The 21,553-nt window shown below is 61.9% G+C and carries 17 protein-coding genes and 1 tRNA gene; 11 read left to right on the forward strand and 7 right to left on the reverse strand.

What is annotated here, in order from left to right; translation table 11 throughout:
- From Q0X85_RS13090 to Q0X85_RS13100, 3 genes are all read right to left on the reverse strand, one after another.
- Window positions 1–1,793: acyltransferase family protein (locus tag Q0X85_RS13090; RefSeq protein ID WP_297772511.1), on the reverse strand; the 1,793-nt coding region annotated here is incomplete at its 3' end.
- Window positions 1,790–3,079 (reverse strand): glycosyltransferase family 4 protein, encoded by a 1,290-nt coding sequence (locus Q0X85_RS13095; protein ID WP_297772513.1) that lies wholly within the window; start codon window positions 3,077–3,079, stop codon window positions 1,790–1,792. The genes Q0X85_RS13090 and Q0X85_RS13095, both read right to left, overlap by 4 nt.
- An 11-nt stretch (window positions 3,080–3,090) precedes the next feature.
- Window positions 3,091–4,485 (reverse strand): hypothetical protein, encoded by a 1,395-nt coding sequence (locus Q0X85_RS13100; protein ID WP_297772514.1) that lies wholly within the window; start codon window positions 4,483–4,485, stop codon window positions 3,091–3,093.
- A 222-nt stretch (window positions 4,486–4,707) separates the two neighbouring features.
- Here Q0X85_RS13100 and Q0X85_RS13105 point away from each other — a divergent pair, with 222 nt between their 5' ends.
- Entirely contained in the window at window positions 4,708–5,883 is a 1,176-nt protein-coding gene (locus tag Q0X85_RS13105) for a glycosyltransferase family 4 protein (RefSeq protein ID WP_297772516.1), read from the forward strand.
- On the opposite strand, the gene Q0X85_RS13110 is transcribed toward Q0X85_RS13105, so the two are convergent.
- The gene (locus Q0X85_RS13110; protein ID WP_297772518.1) at window positions 5,880–6,569 is read right to left on the reverse strand and encodes a sugar transferase; all 690 of its coding nucleotides are present in this window, start codon (window positions 6,567–6,569) and stop codon (window positions 5,880–5,882) included. The genes Q0X85_RS13105 and Q0X85_RS13110 overlap by 4 nt on opposite strands.
- 869 nt (window positions 6,570–7,438) lie before the next feature.
- Window positions 7,439–8,305, reverse strand: coding sequence for a branched-chain amino acid aminotransferase (locus Q0X85_RS13115; RefSeq protein ID WP_297772521.1), 867 nt, complete (start codon window positions 8,303–8,305; stop codon window positions 7,439–7,441).
- 166 nt (window positions 8,306–8,471) lie between these two features.
- On the opposite strand from Q0X85_RS13115, the gene Q0X85_RS13120 reads away from it, so the two are divergent.
- From Q0X85_RS13120 to leuB, 8 genes are all read left to right on the forward strand, one after another.
- Entirely contained in the window at window positions 8,472–8,969 is a 498-nt protein-coding gene (locus tag Q0X85_RS13120; protein WP_297772524.1) for a MarR family transcriptional regulator, read from the forward strand.
- Window positions 8,966–9,667 (forward strand): response regulator, encoded by a 702-nt coding sequence (locus Q0X85_RS13125; protein ID WP_297772525.1) that lies wholly within the window; start codon window positions 8,966–8,968, stop codon window positions 9,665–9,667. The genes Q0X85_RS13120 and Q0X85_RS13125 overlap by 4 nt, the downstream gene beginning before the upstream one ends.
- A 148-nt stretch (window positions 9,668–9,815) precedes the next feature.
- Entirely contained in the window at window positions 9,816–10,310 is a 495-nt protein-coding gene (locus tag Q0X85_RS13130; protein WP_297772528.1) for a hypothetical protein, read from the forward strand.
- A gap of 292 nt (window positions 10,311–10,602) precedes the next feature.
- Entirely contained in the window at window positions 10,603–12,003 is a 1,401-nt protein-coding gene (gene leuC / locus Q0X85_RS13135; protein WP_297772531.1) for a 3-isopropylmalate dehydratase large subunit, read from the forward strand.
- A complete protein-coding gene (gene leuD, locus Q0X85_RS13140; protein WP_297772535.1) occupies window positions 12,003–12,608 on the forward strand; it encodes a 3-isopropylmalate dehydratase small subunit in 606 nt (201 codons plus the stop codon). The genes leuC and leuD overlap by 1 nt, the downstream gene beginning before the upstream one ends.
- A gap of 377 nt (window positions 12,609–12,985) precedes the next feature.
- Entirely contained in the window at window positions 12,986–13,792 is an 807-nt protein-coding gene (locus Q0X85_RS13145; RefSeq protein ID WP_297772559.1) for a hypothetical protein, read from the forward strand.
- Between the two features lie 74 nt (window positions 13,793–13,866).
- Window positions 13,867–14,865: an endonuclease/exonuclease/phosphatase family protein gene (locus Q0X85_RS13150; protein WP_297772536.1), complete on the forward strand. Its 999-nt coding sequence runs from the start codon at window positions 13,867–13,869 to the stop codon at window positions 14,863–14,865.
- 79 nt (window positions 14,866–14,944) lie between these two features.
- Window positions 14,945–16,051, forward strand: a complete 1,107-nt coding sequence (leuB, locus tag Q0X85_RS13155) for a 3-isopropylmalate dehydrogenase (protein ID WP_297772538.1) — start codon at window positions 14,945–14,947, stop codon at window positions 16,049–16,051.
- Between the two features lie 98 nt (window positions 16,052–16,149).
- On the opposite strand, the gene adh is transcribed toward leuB, so the two are convergent.
- On the reverse strand, window positions 16,150–17,670 hold the full coding sequence (adh, locus tag Q0X85_RS13160; RefSeq protein ID WP_297772540.1) for an aldehyde dehydrogenase: 1,521 nt from the start codon (window positions 17,668–17,670) through the stop codon (window positions 16,150–16,152).
- Between the two features lie 107 nt (window positions 17,671–17,777).
- A complete protein-coding gene (locus Q0X85_RS13165; RefSeq protein WP_297772542.1) occupies window positions 17,778–18,659 on the reverse strand; it encodes a GAF domain-containing protein in 882 nt (293 codons plus the stop codon).
- A gap of 262 nt (window positions 18,660–18,921) precedes the next feature.
- Here Q0X85_RS13165 and Q0X85_RS13170 point away from each other — a divergent pair.
- Window positions 18,922–18,998, forward strand: a tRNA-Pro gene (locus Q0X85_RS13170).
- 241 nt (window positions 18,999–19,239) lie between these two features.
- Window positions 19,240–21,504, forward strand: a complete 2,265-nt coding sequence (locus tag Q0X85_RS13175) for a mechanosensitive ion channel domain-containing protein (RefSeq protein ID WP_297772544.1) — start codon at window positions 19,240–19,242, stop codon at window positions 21,502–21,504.
- Window positions 21,505–21,553 lie beyond the last annotated feature (49 nt).

Below are 21,553 nucleotides of genomic sequence, written 5' to 3' on the forward strand. Positions count from 1 at the left end.
GCCGCGCGCGCCTCCGCCTCGGTGCGCGAGACACGCAGCACCGCCTCGGCCACGCCACGCCCATGCACAAGCGCCCGCGCCACGGCACGCGAGTCGTAATCCGGCACCTCGGGCGGTTGGCGCAGCAGGTAGATGCGCGCAAACTGCGGCCCAAGGTCCGCCAGCGTCCGCGTCAGCGCCGCGTTGAACAGCGTATGCTGCGGCCCCTGTGGCAGCAGGCTGCCGGGCAATGGCGCAAGCGTGATCCGGTTATCCGCGTCCCGCCCCACGCCCTGCCCTTCGGCATAATAACTCCACCGTCCCACCAGCAACAGCACCTCCAGGCTCTCGATCTGCGCCAGCCCCTCGCGGATCACCTGATTGGTCTCGGTGCAGGCGGCGTCCTGTGCAGGCGTCGCCGCACTCTCGGTCTTTTCCACCCCGAAGAGCGGCGGGCACCCGGCATGCCACAGGATCAGCGCCGGGCGCTCGGCCAGCCACGCCGCCGCCTCCAGCCCCTCTTTCATCGCCCTCAGATGGCTGTCGCCCCAGATCAGAACCTGAGCCGCACCCTCGGGGCCAATCGGGCAGGTCTCGACCCCGGCCAGCGGGCCAGTGTCAGGCACGGTGCAACGCGACCAATCCTGATTGAAATCGCCCGACGCCGCGATATGGGTGCCATGTTCGGGCGGAAACCGCGCGGGCAAGCCGTCGCCGCGCCACAGCACCGCGCCGAGGGCCAGCAGCCCGGCGGAGGCCAGCACCGTGCCGCCCACTAACGCGCGATTGCCGCCCCGCATGTGCCGCACAGGCCGCTCCACATAGCGCCAGGACAGCACCGAGAGCACCACCGCCAGCAACAGCCACCCCGCCGCCTCGACCGACCCGCCATAGCCGCCGCGCCAATAGGAGGACAGCACGAAGACCGGCCAGTGCCAGAGGTAGAGCGAATAGGAAATCAGCCCGATGAACACCGGGCCGGGATGCGCCAGCGCCCGGTTGACCGGATTCGCCTCGCGCCCATTCAACAGGATCAGCACCGTGCCCAGAACCGGCCCCAGGGCCTGCCAGCCAGGAAACCCCTCGGCGCGGATGAACACCACCGAGCCGAGGATCAGCGCCAGCCCCACCCATGACAGCGCCGGATGCAGGGCGTAGCGCCAGCTGCCCTCGCGCCCCGCGATGGCCAGCAGCACACCCGCCAGCAATTCCCACGCGCGGAACGGAAAGAGGTAGAAGGTGGCCTGCGGCATCGACCACGTCAACCAGATGCAGGCCCCCAGCGACAGCACGGCAATCCCCCCAAGGATCACCGGCACCGACGCCCGCCAGCGCAACAGCGCCAGCATAAGAAACGGCAGCACGATATAGAACTGCTCCTCCACCGCCAGCGACCATGTGTGCAACAGCGGCTTTTCCTCAGACAGCCCGTCGAAATACCCGGCCTCGCGGTGGAAATGGATATTGGACAGATAGACCGTCGCGGCAATCAGCGACTTGCCGAATTCGCGAAACTCGAACGGCAACAGGATCAGCCAGCCCAGCACCAGCGTCACCCCCGCCATCGCGAAATAGGCCGGGGCCAGCCGCCGGATGCGCCGCAGGTAAAAGCGGGCGAGGCGAATGCGCCCCGTCTCCCTGATGTCGTCCCAGAGAATACCGCCGATCAGGAACCCCGAAATCACGAAGAACACATCGACACCGACAAAGCCGCCCGCGATACCCGCCAACCCGAAATGATAGAACACCACCGACAGCACCGCGATGGCGCGCAGCCCGTCGATCTCGGGGCGGTAGGCGATTGCGGCGCTCACGACGGGAAAACCTGCGGCAAAGGCGCGCCGGTCAGCACCGCATCATAGACCGCGCGCACCTGCCGCGCCTTGGCGGCCCATGTGGCATGCTCCATCACCCAGGTGCGCCCGGCCTGCCCGGTGGCGGTCAGCGCGGCGCGGTCCTGCGTCAGCCGCTCAAGGGCTGCGGCGAACCCCGCGATGATCTCGGACCGCGTGCCAATCGGCACCTTGGTGCCGCGCGTCTCATCCACCAACTCACCCGGCCCGGCATAATCGACGATCAGCGGCGGCACGCCCAGTGCCATCGCCTCCAGCACGACGCCGCCGCCGAATTCGCGGATCGAGGGAAAGGCAAAGACATGGCAGGCCCCCAGCACATCGCGCACGCGGGTATGCTCCAGCCAGCCGTGAAAGGTGACGTTGTCGCCCACGCCCAGCCCCTCGGCCTGGGCCCGCAATCCTGCCATCATCGGCCCGTCGCCGACGATATCGAGATGCAGACGCCCGGCGCGCATCAGCGGGGCCGCTGCCTCGATCAGCATGTCCGGCCCCTTGTAGGGCACCAGCCGCCCAACGAACCCGGCGCGCAGCGTGCCATCCGACGAGGGCGTGATACCATCCGAGAACCGCGCGGGATCAATCGCATTCTCCGGCAGATAAACGGCCTTCTTTTGCGCCCATCCCGGCATCTCGTCCAATGTGTGCCGCGACCCGGCCAATATCGCCGCCGCATGGCGCAGCGTCGCCCCGCGCCCCGGCAGCGCCTTGTAGACCCCGCGCAGGTAGCTCAGGAATTCGCGCTCCTGCCGCCGCTCGGCGTCGAACCCCTTGGGCCAGGGCACCCCACCATTGAGCGGCCCAAGAACGAACGGCACCCCCGCCCGCGCGCATTTACCCGCCAGCGACGAGGAAATCGTCGGGCTGAGCGGGGTGATGCGATGCACGATGTCATACGCCCCGGCCCTGATCTCGGCCCCGAAGCGCCGCCAGACCAGACGCTCGAACCATGGATAGCTCAGCGCGTTGATCGCCTGCACCATCGTCCAGCCCTTGCCCTGCCCCATCCGCAGCCGCTCGCCCAGCTTCCACATCGGTCGCGCCAGGGTCTCGGAATCGATGGCGGTGAAGTCGCGCCCCTCGACCAGCCCGGCACGCAGAAACGCATCACGGTTGCGCACCTGTGTGACGATATGTACCTCCGCCACCTCGCGCAGGGCGGTGGCGAGTGACCAGCCGACCAGCGGAACGCTAACCCATTCGGGATTGGCCGCCTCCGCAATCGCGAGAACACGTGGACGTGGCATCTCTTCGGTCCTCACATGATAGATCGCCAGCCCAACGGGCGGCGTTTCTGTGTCAACGGACCACGCGCCTGTGCGGCCTCGGCCAACCCCAGCACCGCCCCGGCAAAGAGCCATGTCAGCGGTGTCAGCGTCGCATTCGGCAGCATGTCAATCAGGTTGACTGCAAGCAAGAGCGCAACAGGCCCGATAAGCCGCACATGCGACGCGGTTCCCAGACGACGCGCATAGAGCCAAAGCATCAGCACCGGCAGCGCGATCAATCCGAATTCGGCCAAGAACCCGACCCAGCCAAATATACCGATCAGGATAATCCAACGCCCGTCTGTCACCGTCTCGATGACACCTGTCACGGGGTTAAGTATATGGTTGCGGCCCCAGCTCCCCCAACCGAAGAGCGGTTTTTCCAGCGCGCGCTCCATCAGGATATCCTCGTTATCCAAGCGGAACTGCAACGAGTTGGCGCGCTCCGGGCTGACCTTTGCCGCCTGTTCAAGGATCCAGTCGACCGGGATGAGCCCACCCCCCTTGAGCACCGGATAGCTGATGGCCACAAGTGCCATGCAACCGGCAATGCGGATCTGCATGCGCGTCGGCATCAAGAGCGCGAGCGGCGCAAGATAGATCCCGTAGAGCAACGAGCCAAGTGACTTGCAAAGAACCAGAACTCCGCCGAGATAGAGCGCCGCGACCAAATACATCAGACGCCGCCGACCTTGGGTCTCGCGGGCAAGTGCAATCGCGCAGGTCATGGCCATGACGGTGAAGAACGCGACCCAGAGACCGTGATACATGAACACGATCGGCCGAAAGCTGTCACCACGCATCATCTGCTCGAAACTGTGCTGAAAATAGCCATAGACCCAGATATTTATCTGCGGCGAAAGCCGTACTTCCAAGAGCATTGGCAGAGAATAGATCAACCCGCCCAAAGCGAGTGCAAAAACGAGTTCTCGCAGCCCTTTAGGTGTACCAAGATGCTGACGCGCCAAGAGAAACGGCAAGAGAAGTATCGCTTGTAACAGGACGAGGGCCACCATGTCCTTGAGCCCGAGTGCAGGCAAACCGATAGATCCGTAAAACACCGGCTCACCATTGGTAAGGACCGTGGCGACCGGGCTGAAAATAAACAACAGGACAAGCCCACGTGCGACATTGCTCTGAGGCAGCAGCGGCGTGCGTTGTCCATAGTGAACAAGGCAGATCACGAATGTGCAAAGGCTTGGCAAGGATTCCTTGGTGAGGGGGGGCATCAAGGGAAAATCGAATGCGGCAGGCGGCGGCGGCAAGAACATGTAGGCCCCGAGCAGTGACCAGATCAGCGCACGCTCGACTGGCCAACGCCGGAACATCGCCAACGTGATCAGCGGCCAGGCCGCAAGCATCAGATAGGCCAGGGCATTGGGCATGACGCGCCGGGTACCTCGTTATGTCTGTGGCACAAGCCCGGCCTAAGCAACTGAAGCTGCCAGGGCACGCTGCCCTTTGGGCTTGAATTTGCATCGAGTTTATGCTGCTATCCGCTCTGATTTCAACAAATTCAATGCTCTAGAGGTTCATTTTATGCAGAGTTCGCATCAATGCACTAACTGCACGAATATTGTCTTTGCCTCGGGAGGGATTCCAGCCTCATGACTCAGGCCCGGCCGCTCAAGATTGCCTATCTATGCGACCAGGATCCCGAGGACAGTCACAGCTATTCAGGTGGAAACTCCCGAATTCTGGCGGCGCTGCGCGCGCATGTCGGCAACGTAACAGTACTCAGTTCAGGCTGGCACGCGGCACAGCCTGTGCGCCGCGTGATCGAGGCGCTTCCGGACTCTTTTACCATTCGGGCGCGTTGGCGCGCACAGCTTGCCATGGCGCGCGTGATTGCACGCGGCACCGAAGCGGAGCTGGCATCGGCACAACATGACGTGGTGTTTTGTGCTTACAGTTTTCAATCACTTGCAAAGCTGCGCCTCCCCGCAACAATGCTACGGGCCTTCACATCCGACGCAACCCCGACAATCTACAAGAAATCCGAGGTCGGTTCCGCATTCGGGTCCTACGTTCAGCTGTCGCGGCTGATCGACCCCTTAATCGAGCGCTGCGAACGTCAGGTTCTGCGACAATGCGATGTGATTTTCTGGCCAAGCAAATGGATGCAAACCGAGGCGGGTCACCGCTACGACCTGGCGCCCGAACGCTCCCTTGTGGTTCCATGGGGGGCCAACATCGCCGACCCGGGGCCGCCGAATGATGTCCCGTTGCAGCAAGGCGAGCCCGTCCGGCTCTTGATGCTTGGGCGCGATTGGTGGGGTAAAGGCGGGCCAATCGCCTTTGAGACAATGCAGCGCCTGCGCGACGGCGGTCACGATGCGACCCTGTGCGTCATAGGTTGCACACCGCCGCAAGAGCACTGCAACGAGCATGTAAAGGTCCTGGGACATCTGGATAAATCAGAACCCGCCGAGAACGCCGTGATGCAAGCGACCCTGAGGGAGGCACATTTCCTGATCATGCCATCCCATGAATCCTATGGCTTCGCCTTTTGTGAGGCCTCTGCATACGGCCTGCCTTCGCTCTGCCTGGACGTGGGCGGCATTCCAGTGCGCGATGCTGTGAACGGGCAGGCATTGCCTGCCGGATCAGGGCCGAGTGACTTTGCGGCTTGCATCGCGCAATACATTAACGCACCTGCTGACTATGCAAGCTTGCGCAAGGCAACGCGGCAGGAGTACGAAACGCGCCTCAACTGGCAATCTTGGGGAGAGGCCGTGCGCATCGAGCTGCTGCGCGCACGGGACGGCGCACCCCGGATCTAACAGCCGGTACCCGACAGGACGACGCGGAATGTACCCAGCATGACCCTGATGTCGGTCACCAAAGACAGGTCACGGAAATAGCGCGTATCAAACTGCGCCCTCTCGGCAAAACTACTCTCGTTGCGCACCGATATCTGCCAATACCCGGTGATCCCCGGACGCAGGGCGTAATAGGCGCGCCCGGGATACAATGCTTCTTGGCTTGGCATCATGGGCCGTGGGCCGACGATGGACATATCTCCTGTCAGCACGTTCCAAAGCTGTGGCAATTCGTCGAGCGACGTCTTGCGGATAAACCGACCGATCGGCGTGATGCGCGGATCATGACGCAACTTTTGCTGGTCGTCCCATTCACGCCTCCGTAGCGGATCGCTTGCAAGATAACTCTCCAACTGCGCCTCAGCATCCACAACCATGCTGCGCAACTTCCACATTCGAAACACCCGACCATTCTGGCCGACACGATCCTGTGAAAAGAACGGAGACGCCCCATCACGAGCCACCAAAAGAGCGAGGATGCCCACAACCATAAGAACCGGTGGCGCGACCAGGACAACAATCGCGATATCCAACAAGCGTTTGAAAATCCCCGAGTAAGCACGCGGCGCAGCGCGGTGAAGAGAAATCCTTTGATTAAAATTAGAGTCAACACGGCGCAATGGCACCGGGATCATTCGAAAAGACATGGCAGCACTCCCCAGAAGCAATACGAGCAAACCAATTAACGGCGCGCCGCAGCGCGATTTTACCCCGCCCCACCGGATCGTCCGGTGAAAGCGTCACAAAGTTGTCCAAATTGCGGCGCGATCCGCGCAGCTTTGAACAGCCGGAATACACTTTTCCCGGCACTTTCTGCATATGACTTCGGTCAGACTTAACTTACCCCAATGCATCCCCGGATAAATGCCCCCACAACCCGAGATTACATTTTTGTTAGGCAAAAAGCTAACTTAGCCCAAATTGCACTCGCCACACGGTCAAGTCAAGAAGCAGAAAAAGGCACAATTTTAACGGTAGCATTAACTCTGTACCCACCGAATCCGTCGCGCAGACACATTACTATGCGCCTAGATTTCGCCGCATTGAGAAAGATATCAATTCTACCTCAATTCTCTTTTTTAGCCACAATTCAGACACAACTGCTCAATGGCATTGTTGCCTGCGAGTAGACCAAGCCCGGCACGCCGACAGCAGATTACTCCGCCACCGGAAACAAAACTTGCGTAACCTTCAAATTGTGTCGCATTAAGGGGAAAATCTGCACGTATGACCCATATTTGCAGCCCAAAGCGCCGCCACTGTAAGCAATCAGGAAACACAAGCCCCATGTCACCAGGCAGGATCATGTGGCGTGATTGCTCTCTTGTGGCCCTCCTATTTTTGCCACAATTGTGACACGTTTAGGGCGAGTCACAGAATACACCCCGTCACAAGTCACACCAATTCCGGCGGCGTTCAGCGGCGAATCACTCACGGAATCGCACCGTAACGACAAAAGAAAGCCGCCCGACATGGCGTCGGACGGCTGCATTTTCTGACTGGACTGAAGAGAGGTCTAGGCGCGGACAAGCGCCTCGTAGGCGCCGCTTATATCGCGCGTCACCGCACCCACTTCGAAATTATAATCGCCAATTTGTCCAACGGGTGTCACTTCCGCTGCGGACCCGGTCAGCCAGCACTGCTCGAAACTCTCGAGTTCCTCTGGCATGATATGGCGCTCATGCACCTTGATCTGGCGATCCTTGAGCAGACCGATCACCGTCTGCCGGGTCAGACCGTTCAGGATCGCGTCGGGCAAGGGCGTATGCACCTCGCCATCCTTGACGAAAAAGATGTTGGCCCCCGTCGCCTCGGCCACGTAGCCGCGATAATCGAGGAACATCGCATCCGAACAGCCCTTGGCTTCGGCGGCATGCTTGGACATGGTGCAGATCATGTAGAGCCCCGCCGCCTTGGCCGCGACCGGGATGGTTTCGGGGCTCGGGCGCTTCCACTTGGCGATATCAAGCTTTGCACCGCACGTTTTGGCATCGCCATAGTAATTGCCCCACTCCCAGGCCGTCACTGCCATGCGGATCGGGTTGCGCGCGGCGGCGACGCCCATGTCCTCGCCCGCGCCACGAAACGCCAGCACCCGCACATAGGCGTTGCTCAGCCCGTTGGCCTCCAGCACTGCGGCCTTGGCCGCCTCGATCTCGTCCACGGTGTAGGGGATCGGCATGTCCATCAGCTCGCCCGATTTTAGCAAGCGCTCTGAATGGGCGCGGCTCTTGAACACCTTGCCGTCATAACAGCGCTCACCCTCAAAGACCGAACTTGCGTAATGCAGCGCATGGGTCAGGATATGCACATTGGCATCGCGCCACTCGACCAGTTTGCCATCCATCCAGATCTTGCCATCGCGATCACCATAGCCAGACATCTTCCGTCTCCTTTACGCATCTTTTGCATTTGTTGCGCCCAATACGTCCACTTCGGACATAAAATTGCGCAAAATCTGAGATTCGCTAGCAGTTTGATCTTGGAATGTCAACAAAGCTGACTTAATATGAAACGCAAGTTGCATTGATTGTGAACGGAGCATGGGCATGGCCGAAATGCGGGGCGGCGAAAACCTCTTGTTTCTTACGGATGAGCAACTGCGTCAGGGCATCGAGGCGATGTTCTTCGCCTATCGCGGCTTCACGGCCGATCCTGACCGGATTCTGGCCACCATGGCCTATGGACGGGCGCACCATCGCGCGATGCATTTCATCGCTCGCAGCCCCGGCACGACGGTCAACAACCTTCTTGCGATACTTGGTGTGACCAAACAATCGCTCAACCGGGTGCTTCGCACGCTGATCGAGGACGGGCTTGTAGAGAGCTGTGTCGGCTCAACCGACAAGCGCGAACGCCACCTGACCCTGACCGAAGCGGGCGCAGCACTCGAACGCAAATTGTCCGACGCGCAGCGGGCCCGGATGCGAGCCGCCTACCGCGCGGCGGGGCCGCAGGCGGTTGCCGGTTTCAGGCAGGTTCTAGAAGCGATGATGGACCCCGACATGCGCCGCCGTTATCACGCGATCCGGGAGAGCGAGACATGAACGAGCCCTCCCCACATTTGCTGATTGTCGATGATGACGAACGCATTCGCGGCCTACTGCGCAAGTTCTTGATGCGGCATGGCTTTCTTGTGTCCGTTGCGCGCGACGCAGCACACGCCCGCAGGGTGCTGGCGGGTCTGGATTTCGACCTGATCGTGATGGACGTCATGATGCCGGGGGAAAGCGGCGTCGAGCTGACGCGCGCCTTGCGCGAAACCCACGCCACGCCGATCCTTTTGCTGACAGCCAAGGGCGAAACGTCTGACCGGATCGAAGGTCTGGAAGCGGGCGCGGATGATTACCTGCCCAAGCCGTTTGAACCCAAGGAGCTTCTGCTTCGGATAAATGCCATCCTCCGCCGCATGCCAGAGCCGGAGCCAGAGAAAACCCAACCCAAAATCGTGCGGATGGGTCCTGTACGCTACGACATCGAACGCGCCGAATTGAGCAGGGCCGACAGCCCCATTCGACTGACCGCAACCGAGGTTCAACTGATGCGTATCTTTGCGGAAAACCTACGCCAACCGGTCAGCCGCGCAAAATTGGTCGAGGATTTGGGCCGCGGTGGCGGGCAAGCGCAGGAGCGTGCGGTCGATGTGCAGATCACACGGCTGCGCCGCAAGATCGAGACCGACCCGAAACAGCCTCGCTACCTGCAAACAGTGCGTGGCGAGGGATATATGCTGGCATCTGACTGACCCGCACACATGCGCAGATCACGATATGTGCACGTATATGTGACCGCCTGAAACCAGACAGTCGTTGAGTGGTTACATATGGCATGTGACGTTCCCCTCAGCCGGTCCCTTTTGGCTCGGCACTGGATGAGTTGCAGGAGAGATACGAATGGCTTTCGAAAAATACCTTGCCGCATGTGCCACCGCCCTGATGATGACGGGCCCCGCCCTCGCCGCCCCGGTTTCCGTGACCACCGTGCTCGACCCGCAGGAACAAATGCGCTTCGAGATGGGCGACGGATCGAAGCATTTCGTCCTCGCCGTGCGCCGCGAAGGCGTGTCAGAGGGCGACGGCGTGCTGGCCGGGGCCAATGTCACCGAATTCGGCTGGCATGACATCAACCCGCCCCAGGCCGGCGACCCGCAGGGCTATCTGCGCTTCACGGCCGAAAACGGCGATGTGGCGATTATCAAGTTCACCGTCCGCGCCGTGTTCATGAAGGGCGAGGACAAGCCGGTGCTGCATGATGACGGGTTCTGGGAGCTGGTGAACGGCACCGGCCAATTCGCAGGCCTGCGCGGTGTCGGCCATCTCAAGATCGAACCGGCGGGCGGGCCAAAGCGGCTCTTTACGCTGACCGGCGAGATCGCCGACGCGCCCTGAACGGAGACCGGGCTGGGGGCGCTGCCCCCGCCGCCCGATGGGCGCCTCCCCCGGAGTATTTCAGCCAAAAAGAAACAGGCGCGCGGCGGTGCCCCTGTTTTGCATGGCGCCCCCTCTTGATAGAGCCGCCACGGCGCTGTATCTGCGATGCATGACACGGATTTTCGACATGGACGATCGCGCCCGCCTGCCCTGGCGGTTTTTCGGGGCGATGCGCAGCATAACCGCGCGGGCCTGAGCCGCGCGCAACCGTCTTATCTGAAGTAGCCACCAGCAAAACGGGAGAGGACGCATGTCCCCCAAGACACTCTATGACAAGATCTGGGATGCCCATCTCGCCCACGAGGCCGAGGACGGCACCAGCCTGCTTTATATCGACCGTCACCTCGTGCACGAGGTCACCAGCCCGCAGGCCTTCGAGGGGCTGCGCATGGCAAACCGCACCGTGCGCGCGCCCGACAAGACCATCGCCGTTCCCGATCACAACGTGCCCACCACCCCTGACCGGGTGAACGGGATCGAAAACCCCGAAAGCCGCATCCAGGTCGAGGCGCTCGACAAGAATGCCGAGGATTTCGGCATTCACTATTACCCGGTCAACGATGTCCGCCAGGGCATCGTGCATATCGTCGGCCCCGAACAGGGCTGGACCTTGCCGGGCATGACCGTGGTCTGCGGCGACAGCCACACCGCCACGCACGGCGCCTTTGGCGCGCTCGCGCATGGCATCGGCACCTCCGAGGTCGAGCATGTGCTGGCCACGCAGACGCTCATTCAGCGCAAGGGCAAGAACATGAAGGTCGAGATCACCGGCAAGCTTGCGCCCGGCGTGACCGCCAAGGACATCACCCTGTCGGTCATCGGGGCCACCGGCACCGCAGGCGGCACCGGCTACGTGATCGAATATTGCGGCGAGGCGATCCGCGATCTGAGCATGGAAGGCCGCATGACGGTCTGCAACATGGCGATCGAGGGCGGCGCGCGCGCCGGTCTGATCGCGCCGGACGACAAGACCTTTGCCTATGTGCAGGGCCGCCCGCACGCCCCCAAGGGCGCGCAATGGGAGGCCGCGCTCAACTGGTGGAAAACCCTCTATTCCGACGATGATGCGCATTGGGACAAGGTCGTGACCCTCAAGGGCGAGGAAATCGCCCCCGTCGTCACATGGGGCACCAGCCCCGAGGACGTGCTGCCGATCAACGCCGAGGTGCCGGACCCGTCGAGCTTCGCCGGTGGCAAGGTCGATGCAGTAAAACGCGCGCTCGACTACATGGGTCTCAAGCCCGGGCAAAAGCTGAGCGAGGTCGAGATCGACACCGTCTTCATCGGCTCCTGTACCAATGGCCGCATCGAAGACCTGCGCGCTGCCGCCGAGATCCTCAAGGGCAAGAAGATCGCCGTGAAACGCGCCATGATCGTGCCGGGCTCGGGCCTTGTGCGCGCTCAGGCAGAGGAAGAGGGGCTCGCGGACATCTTCAAGGAGGCAGGCTTTGAATGGCGGCTCGCGGGCTGTTCCATGTGCCTCGCGATGAACCCCGATCAGCTCAGCCCCGGCGAGCGTTGCGCGGCCACCTCGAACCGCAACTTCGAGGGCCGCCAGGGCCGCGGCGGCCGCACCCACCTGATGAGCCCCGCCATGGCGGCGGCGGCGGCCGTGACCGGTCGGCTGACCGATATTCGGGAGATGATGTAATGGAAAAGTTCGAAAAACTCAGCGGTATCGCCGCGCCGCTGCCGCTGATCAATGTCGATACCGACATGATCATCCCCAAGCAGTTCCTCAAGACGATCAAGCGCTCGGGTCTGGGCGTCAATCTCTTCGACGAGATGCGCTATGACGATGATGGCAACGAGATCCCCGATTTCGTGCTCAACAAGCCGCAATATCGCGACGCGCAGATCCTTGTCGCGGGTGATAATTTCGGCTGCGGGTCCAGCCGCGAGCATGCCCCCTGGGCGATCAAGGATTTCGGCATCCGCTGCGTCATCGCGCCGTCCTATGCCGACATCTTCTACAACAACTGCTTCAAGAACGGCATCCTGCCCATTGCCCTGCCACAGGACAAGGTCGACGTGCTGATGCGCGAGGCCGAGAAAGGCGCAAATGCCCGCATCGAGGTTGATCTGGAGGCGCAGACCGTCTCGACCTCCGAGGGTCAGGTGTTCTCCTTCGAGGTCGATGCGTTCAAGAAGCACTGCCTGCTCGAAGGGCTGGACGATATCGGCCTGACGCTGGCCAAGGCCGACGCCATCGACGCCTTCGAGGCGCGCGCGTCACAGGCACGCCCCTGGGTCTGAGCCTCTGATTGAGGATACCCCCAAGGCACCGCACAGCACGTGCGGTGCCTTTATTGTTCCAAACCGGCCTTGTGTCCCCTTCAGCCCCACCCACAAGATGCTGTGCTTACAGTAACTTATGCCACCAAGCTGATCCAGGTTTGATGTAATCCTGCACCAGTTCTTCCTTTAAACCGCCGCAAATCTCTAGTCCTATCAACCAAACGCTTGTGATGGATGTTGAAAGAAGGCAAAACTTGGGCAGGATTGAGGCAAGCCGCCATAATGAGCGGGATCAAGTTGGAAAAAGGCCGCGGCACCGTATCGCGACCGACCAAGTTGAAGGGGAACGGGCAGTGTTTTCACTGATTCCAGGGGCTTTAGCGCGAGCGATACTGATGACGGTGCTGGTGGCAGCGCCATCTGTCATTGTGCCCTCGACGGGGGCGGATACCGCTCAAATCGTGATCGTTCTCTCGATCCTCGCCGGCTTCATGACCTTCATAGAGTATTACGGACGATATCCCAGTATCATCGAGTTCCGTTTTGCCCCTCCGTTCAATCGACTCAAGTACTTCGCGCTCGCGGCAATCCTGGTTTCGGTGTCTTTCATCATACGCGGCACGACCGATCCGACTGCCGCGACAGTGTGGCTGACCCAGTTGGGTCACGGTCTCGGTCAGGCGATTGATTTTCCCTATTCTCCGGTACGACTCGTCGTCTTGATGATGCCGGCAGATGCCGATGACGCGCTTGTCGACATGGTGCGGACCGCCTCCGGCATATCCTACACCTTCTCGCTGGTGATGATGCTTTCCTTCCTTACACTCGTTCGGCTCCTGGGCTGGCCGTCGCGCTCGGGTGCGTTCAACGTCTGGGTCAACCTGCCACTCTTTGACCCGACAGGTGGCGGCGATGTGCTGCACCGTCTGCGGCGGGATGCCGGCCTTAACGTCGTGTTAGGATCTTTGCTGCCATTCTTGATCCCGGCGGCAATGCAAGCCGCATCCGACATGGTAGCGCCGATATCAATAACGCATCCTCAAACCCTGATCTGGACGATGACCGCATGGGCCTTTTTGCCGGCCAGCATGTTTATGCGCGGCATTGCCATGAGCCGCATCGCGGACATGATCGAGGAAAAGCGCCGTCGCGCCTATGCCGAGAACGATGCTCCCTCGGCCAAAGGATTGCAGCGCGCCTGATCGCGGCCGCAACCGCAATCGCGCTTTCCGCCCTCCCCCTCGCCGCCGAAACTCTACGGCTCGCCACATGGAATGTGGGATTGGATCGCAAGGGACCCGGCCTCTTGCTGCGCGACATATTGCGGGATCAGGTTGCCCAGATCGACGCGGTCGCGCAGATCATAACGCAAACAGCCCCCGATATCGTGCTTCTTCAAAAGCTCGATTACGACGGGGATTTACTGGCGCTTCAGGCACTGCGCGACCGATTGGCGCGCGGCGGACCATACTATGAGCACCTCTTTGCACTGCGGCCCAATATCGGCATGCCTACTGGCCTCGACATGGACGGTGACGGACGACGCGGGGATGAGCGCGACGCGCAAGGCTTTGGTGCCTTCTCGGGTCAGAGCGGCATGGCGCTGCTTTCCCGCCATCCGATCGACACCGCCCGCGTGCGGGATTTCACCGCACTTTTGTGGCGCGACCTGCCCGGTGCAATATTGCCAACGCACGAGGACGGTACGCCCTTTCCCTCCGAAATGGCGCAGGCGGTGCAGCGGCTCTCTTATACCGGGCATTGGGTGGTGCCGGTGATGATGCCGTCAGGCCCTCTGCAAATCATGGCCTTTCACGCCAGCCCGCCGGTCTTTGACGGGCCGGAGGATGCCAACGGGCGGCGCAACCATGATGAAATTCGGTTCTGGCAGCATTACATCGGCGGCGCGTTCGGCCCACCGCCGACGCAACGCTTCGTGGTAATGGGCGATGCCAACCTCGACCCGGCAGATAGCGACGGACGGCGCGGTGCAATTCGCGAGCTTTTGGCCGATCCGCGCCTGCAAGATCCGAAACCCGCGCGCGCCGATCCGATCCCGCCGGCAGCCGGCAAAACCGGTGATCCAGGGCTTCATACGGTCTATTGGGATGATCCCGGGCCCGGCGGCATGCGTGTGTCCTACATTCTGCCGTCGCGCGACATGACCGTCATCGATGCGGGTATCCACTGGCCACCGGAGGGCACGGAAGGCGGCGAAATCGCGGCCACAGCCAGCCATCACAGGCTGGTCTGGGTCGATCTTGCGCTGCCTTGACACCGGGCTTTCTTGACCCTGCCGCGCCTTGGCTATACGCCAACGCACACAAGTCAAGCCACAACCAAGGACACGCCCCATGAGCAACCCCTCGATTCTCATTCTGCCCGGCGACGGGATCGGCCCCGAAGTCATGGCCGAGGTCGCCAAGATCATCGATTGGTTCGGCGCCAAGCGCGGCAAGACGTTTGACGTAAGCGAGGATCTCGTCGGCGGAGCGGCCTATGATGTCCATGGCACACCCTTGCATGACGACACGATGGAGCGCGCGCAAAACGTGGACGCAGTCCTGCTCGGCGCGGTTGGCGGCCCCAAATACGACAGTCTGGATTTTTCGGTGAAGCCTGAACGCGGCCTGCTGCGCCTGCGCAAGGAAATGGACCTTTTCGCCAACCTGCGCCCGGCGCAGTGTTTTGACGCCCTCGCAGACTTCTCGTCTCTCAAGAAGGACGTAGTTGCCGGCCTCGACATCATGATCGTGCGTGAACTGACCTCCGGCATCTATTTCGGCGAGCCGCGCGGCATCATCCACGAGGGCAACGAGCGTGTCGGCATCAACACGCAGCGCTATACCGAATCCGAGATCGCCCGCGTCGCACGCTCGGCCTTCGAGCTGGCGCGCAAGCGGTCGAACCGCGTCTGTTCGATGGAAAAGGCCAACGTGATGGAATCCGGCGTGCTCTGGCGCGAGGTGGTGACCGAGGTGCATCAGGCGGAATACGCCGATGTCGAGCTCAGCCACATGTATGCCGATGCGGGTGCCATGCAGCTGTGCCGCTGGCCCAAGCAGTTCGACGTGATCGTGACCGACAATCTCTTTGGCGATATGCTGTCGGATGCTGCCGCGATGTTGACCGGGTCGCTCGGCATGCTGCCCTCGGCCTCGCTCGGCGCGCCGATGGCCAATGGCCGACCCAAGGCGCTCTACGAGCCGGTGCATGGCTCCGCCCCCGACATCGCCGGTCAGGGCAAGGCCAATCCTATCGCATGTATCCTCAGCTTCGCAATGGCGCTGCGCTACTCGTTTGACTTGGGCGAGGATGCAACACGTGTCGAAAAGGCGGTTGAGAAGGTGCTGGCCGATGGGCTGCGCACCGCAGATCTGTTGGGCGAGGAAGGTGTGACACCGGTTACGACGGGCGAAATGGGCGACGCCATCGTCACGGCCCTGGATGCGAGCCTCTGATCCCGTTGGACCGACGCGGGCACGCCAAATAGTGACACGGTTTTGAAGAACAGGCCGCCGGGTCTCCCCGACGGCCAGCACTCGTTACGCTTACAGCCTCAGAAAAACCCGAGCTTGTTGGGGTTGTAGCTGACCAGCATGTTCTTGGTCTGCTGGTAATGGTCGAGCATCATCTTGTGGTTCTCGCGCCCGACGCCCGACTGCTTGTAGCCGCCAAAGGCCGCATGCGCCGGATAGGCGTGATAGTTGTTGACCCAGACACGCCCCGCCTCGATCGCGCGGCCAAAGCGGTAGGCGCGGCTGCCGTCGCGCGTCCAGACACCGGCACCGAGGCCGTACATCGTGTCATTGGCGATGGCGAGCGCCTCGGCCTCGTCCTTGAAGGTGGTGACACTGACCACAGGGCCAAAGATTTCCTCTTGGAAGACCCGCATCTTGTTGTGGCCCTTCAGGATCGTGGGCTGCACGTAATAGCCGCCCGAGAGGTCCCCGTCGAACCGCGCGGCCTCACCGCCGACCAGCACCTCGGCCCCCTCTTCGACACCGATGGTCAGGTAGGACATGATCTTGTCCTGCTGTTCGGCACTCGCCTGTGCACCCACCATCGTCTCGGGGTCACGCGGATCGCCTTGCTTGATCGCCTTCACCCGTTCGATGCAGCGGGCGATGAACTCCTCGTAGATATCTTCCTGAATGAGCGCGCGGCTCGGGCAGGTGCACACCTCGCCCTGATTGAAGGCAAAGAGCACGAAGCCCTCGACCGCCTTGTCGAGAAACGCGTCGTCCTGCGCCATCACGTCGGAAAAGAAGATGTTGGGCGACTTGCCGCCCAGTTCCAGCGTGACGGGGATGAGGTTCTCGGTCGCGGCCTGCATGATCTTGCGCCCGGTCTCGGTCGAGCCGGTAAAGGCGATCTTGGCGATGCGCGGCGATTTCGCCAGAGGCGCGCCCACCTCGGCGCCCAGGCCATTGACGATGTTGAGCACACCCGCAGGCAAAAGATCGTTTATCAACTCGGCCAGCACCATGATCGCGGCGGGGGTCTGCTCGGCGGGCTTGAGCAGGATGCAATTGCCCGCCGCCAGCGCCGGCGCGAGCTTCCACGCCGCCATCAGGATCGAGAAATTCCACGGGATGATCTGCCCCACGACGCCCAGCGGCTCGTGGAAATGATAGGCGACCGTGTCATGGTCGATCTCGGACATGCTGCCTTCCTGACCGCGCAGCACGCCTGCGAAATAGCGGAAATGGTCGACCGCCAGCGGAATATCAGCGGCCATCGTCTCGCGGATCGGCTTGCCGTTGTCCCATGTCTCGGCCTGCGCGATGAGTTCCAGATTGGCCTCCATCACATCGGCGACTTTAAGCAGGATGTTCGACCGTTCGGTGGCAGAGGTCCGGCCCCAGCCTTCCTTTGCGGCATGCGCGGCATCGAGCGCCAGGTCCACATCCGACGCATCAGAGCGCGCAACCTCGCACACGACCGCGCCAGTGATCGGGGTGATATTTTCGAAATAGCGCCCGTTCACGGGTGGCACGAACGCGCCGCCGATGAAATTGTCATAGCGGGCCTTGAAAGGCGCAGCCGTATTGCGCTCGGGTTGGGTCATCTCGTTCATATTGGGTCCTCCGGTTACGCCCGGTCCTCCGCCGGGAATGGAGATACCCTGCGCGCCGCAGCAGCCCCCGTCACCCCATGCGCAGGGGTCGGGCACGCCCACCTGTCTCAATCCTGAGACAGATCGCCCGCGCTTTCGTTGAGGCCCAGCCGCTTCATCCGCCGATAGAGCGTCGCGCGCCCGATCCCGAGCGCGCGTGCGGCCTCCGAAACATTGCCATCGGCCCGCGCCAAGGCACGAATCACCGCCGCGCGCTCGGCCTTTTCAAACCCGCGCGGCCCCTCTTCGCGACCGAAGATGTCGCTCGCGGGCACCGCGCGGATCGCTTCTTCGCAGCCCAGCCCGAACGCCTTGCGCGCCGCGCGGGTGGCCCCCACCACGATATCGTCGCCATCCACCGCCAGCAGCATCGCCGCCTCGCTGTCGTCATGGTCGGCATAGAGGATACGGGCGCGCGGGTAAGCGGCGCGGAAATTGTCGGCCTCGATCTGCCGCGCGGTCTGCGCCACCATCGCGCCGATCAGCCGGTTGAACGCCTCGGTCTGATCCGACCGCGCCGAAGACACGTCAAGCGCCGCCATGATCCGCCCATCGGCTCCGTAGATCGGCGCATCCATGCAGCTCATCGCGGTGTTGCGCGCAAGAAAATGCTCGTCACGGTGGATGATGACGCGGCGGTCCTCGGCGATGCAGGTGCCGATGCCGTTGGTGCCCTCGGCGGCCTCGGACCAGTCCGCCCCCTGCCACAGGCCCCAATCGTCGAAGATCGAGGCGTCGCCCTCGGCGCAGCGCTGATCGAGCACCACGCCCTCGGCATCGGTCAGCAGTACGGCGCAGCCGGAATGGCCCAGCAGCCCGAACAGTTGATCCAGCTTCGGCGCGGCCACTTGCAGGAATTGCTCCAGCCCCGCCTGCCGGTGCCGCAACTCGGTCTCCTCCACCCGCTCGGGCGCACGCCGCTCTGCGGGGTCCAGCCCATGCGTGAGCATCGAGCGCCGCCACGACGCCACCACCCGCGACCGCGCCGGGGCCGAGGCCGATTGCGATTCCTCCAGTACCCTGTCGACATGACTGCGGCGATAGGTGATTTCAGACCTCCCGCGCCACCAAAGCGCAATTGTTCAAAGCTCTTAGACCCGGCCTGGCCATGGGCTGTCAATCCGACCTTCGGACCAATATGCGCAACCCGGCACAACGGGTCGAAACCCCTTGCAATGCGGTTCCACGAGGTATAATCGCCTGTCTCACGGTCGGGCTGTAGCGCAGCCTGGTAGCGCACCTGCTTCGGGAGCAGGGGGTCGGAGGTTCGAATCCTCTCAGCCCGACCAAAGACTCCAAGGCCCTGACGGGCCTTTTTTCTTGTCTTGAGCAAGAAATGAAAACGCCCAAGATGCAGACCTGCACGTGGCAAGACACTGGACGACCTCAGGACCCCTGTCCTTGACGACATCGCAGTTTCACATAGGTATGGGCGAATCCACGCGAAAACGGGAGACCTGATCTGTTGATCAGCACACCCGAGGCACACGCCGTGCCGGAAAATCAAAACGACGACGGAGACATCGGGACATGTTGCGATATCTGGCAGGCTTTCTCGTCTCACTTTTCATGCTGCTCGGCCCCGCCTTGGCACAAGACAGCGACGGCACGAGCGCCGGCACCGAGACCAGATCAGGTGTCGACCTGCTCATCGACGTCATCGAGGATGAGGCCGCGCGCACAGAGCTGATCGAGCGATTGCGGGAAAGCGGCCTGTCGGACGCGACCGCCGTTGACGAAGGCATCGTCGAGACACTCGCGCCCGGCACCCCCCCTCCCGAGGACAGGTCTTTCGGGCGACGCATCGCTCTGATCACGCAACAGGCCGCAGAGGACATCGCGGATTGGGGCGCGAGTTTCTGGCGGCAACTGACCCGCGCACCAGACGTCTTTGACGGTTTGAGCGGCGGCGAGGCGCGCGTATTGCTGGACGCACTGGCCGATCTGGCGCTGGTCATAGCCAGCACCGTCATCGTCTTTTTCCTGCTACGTTGGTTCGGAAAGTCTCTATATGCGAGAATGAGCGCGTCGGCGCGTGACGGCGGTGCCGCGCGGACCGTGATGCTGTTCGCCACGTCAGCCATGATCGACGCCACCATCGTCATTCTGGCATGGGCGGCAGGCTATGCGCTGGCAATTCTCGCGCTTGGCGATTTCGGGCAGATCGGGATAAGGCAGACTCTCTACCTCAACGCGTTCCTCTTGGTCGAAATGGCCAAGGTTGTGGTCCGCCTTGTGCTCTCGCCCTCGGCCACATCGCTGCGTCCCCTGCCAATCGGTGATCGCGCGGCGGCCTACCTTTCGTCTCGGGTGAACCTGATCGTCGGGGTCGCGGGCTATGGTCAGTTGCTGGTCGTTCCGATCATCAACAGCAACATCTCCTACGCGGCGGGACGGGCTGTCTCGGCCCTTGTCGCGTTTGCGGTTCTGGGCTTTGCGATCTGGCTGGTGTTGCGCAACCGCAAGGCTGTGACCGATTGGATGCTTGGGCCGGGCGAGGCCGAGGGAATAGTCGCGCAAGCGGGCGCTGACCGTAGTCCTGAGGACGAGCCACTGGCACCTCGGCGTCGCCGTGCCCGTGGTGCGCTCGCCTATCTGGCGCGGCATTGGCACTGGCCGGCGCTCGCCTACCTTTTGGCAATGTTCGTCATTGTAATGCTGCGCCCGGGCAATGCCGTGTTCGAGACATTCCTTGCCTCCGGGCAGGTCCTTGTTGTCGGCTTGCTTGGGTTTGCGGCCGCAGGCTTTATCAGCCGTGCCATGGTACGCGGGGTCATCCTGCCGCCCGGCATCTCGGACCGCGTACCGCTCTTGCAGCTGCGTCTCAACTCATTCTTGCCAAAGGCACTATTCGTGCTTCGCACGTTGATTTTCGTGCTCGTTGTGTTGCTCGCGTTCGATGCAATCGGCCTGATCGACCTGCGCGGGTGGCTGGTCAGCCAGCTTGGCTTGCAGCTGACCGGGACGATCCTGTCGGTGTCGCTCGTTCTTCTTGTTTCGTTTGGAATATGGCTGGCATTGACCTCTTGGGTGGATTACCGGCTCAATCCGGAATTTGGCACCGTGGCGACAGCACGAGAGCAGACACTCCTGACGCTGCTGCGCAATGCCGCGACCATCGCCCTTGTCATCATCACCATGATGTTCGTGCTGGCCGAGATCGGGCTCGATATTGCACCGCTTCTGGCCTCAGCCGGTGTGCTTGGTCTTGCCATCGGTTTTGGCGCCCAGAAGATGGTGCAGGATATCATCACCGGCATCTTCATCCAGTTCGAGAATGCCATGAACGTGGGCGATGTCGTGACCGTTGGCGGCGTCACCGGCACTGTCGAGAGGCTGACGATCCGCTCTGTCAGCCTGCGCGACCTGCAAGGTGCCTATCATATCATCCCGTTTTCATCGGTCGACATGGTGTCGAACTACGTCAAGGATTACGGCTATTTCGTCTGCGATATGGGCGTCGCCTATCGCGAGGATGTCGACGAGGCCAAACAGGCAATGCTTGATGCATTTGCAGAGTTGAAGGGTGACCCGGATCAGGCCACCGGCATTCTCGACGATATCGAATGGTTCGGCGTCAACAGCTTTGGTGACAGCGCGGTGATGCTGCGCGCCCGGATCAAATGCGTCCCGGGGCGGCAATGGGGCATTGGCCGCGCTTACAATGGCGTGCTCAAGCAGATCTTTGACGCGCGTAATATCGAGATCCCGTTCCCCCACCAGACGATCTATTTCGGAGAATCGAAGGACGGGCAGACCCAAAGCGTCAAGGTGGACATGGCGCAGCCCGCCTGACACCAACCGCACGATCCAGCGATCAACAAGGGGTGAGGTCAGGCCGCGT

It is taken from the genome of uncultured Roseovarius sp. (assembly GCF_947259555.1).
Classification (GTDB): domain Bacteria; phylum Pseudomonadota; class Alphaproteobacteria; order Rhodobacterales; family Rhodobacteraceae; genus Roseovarius.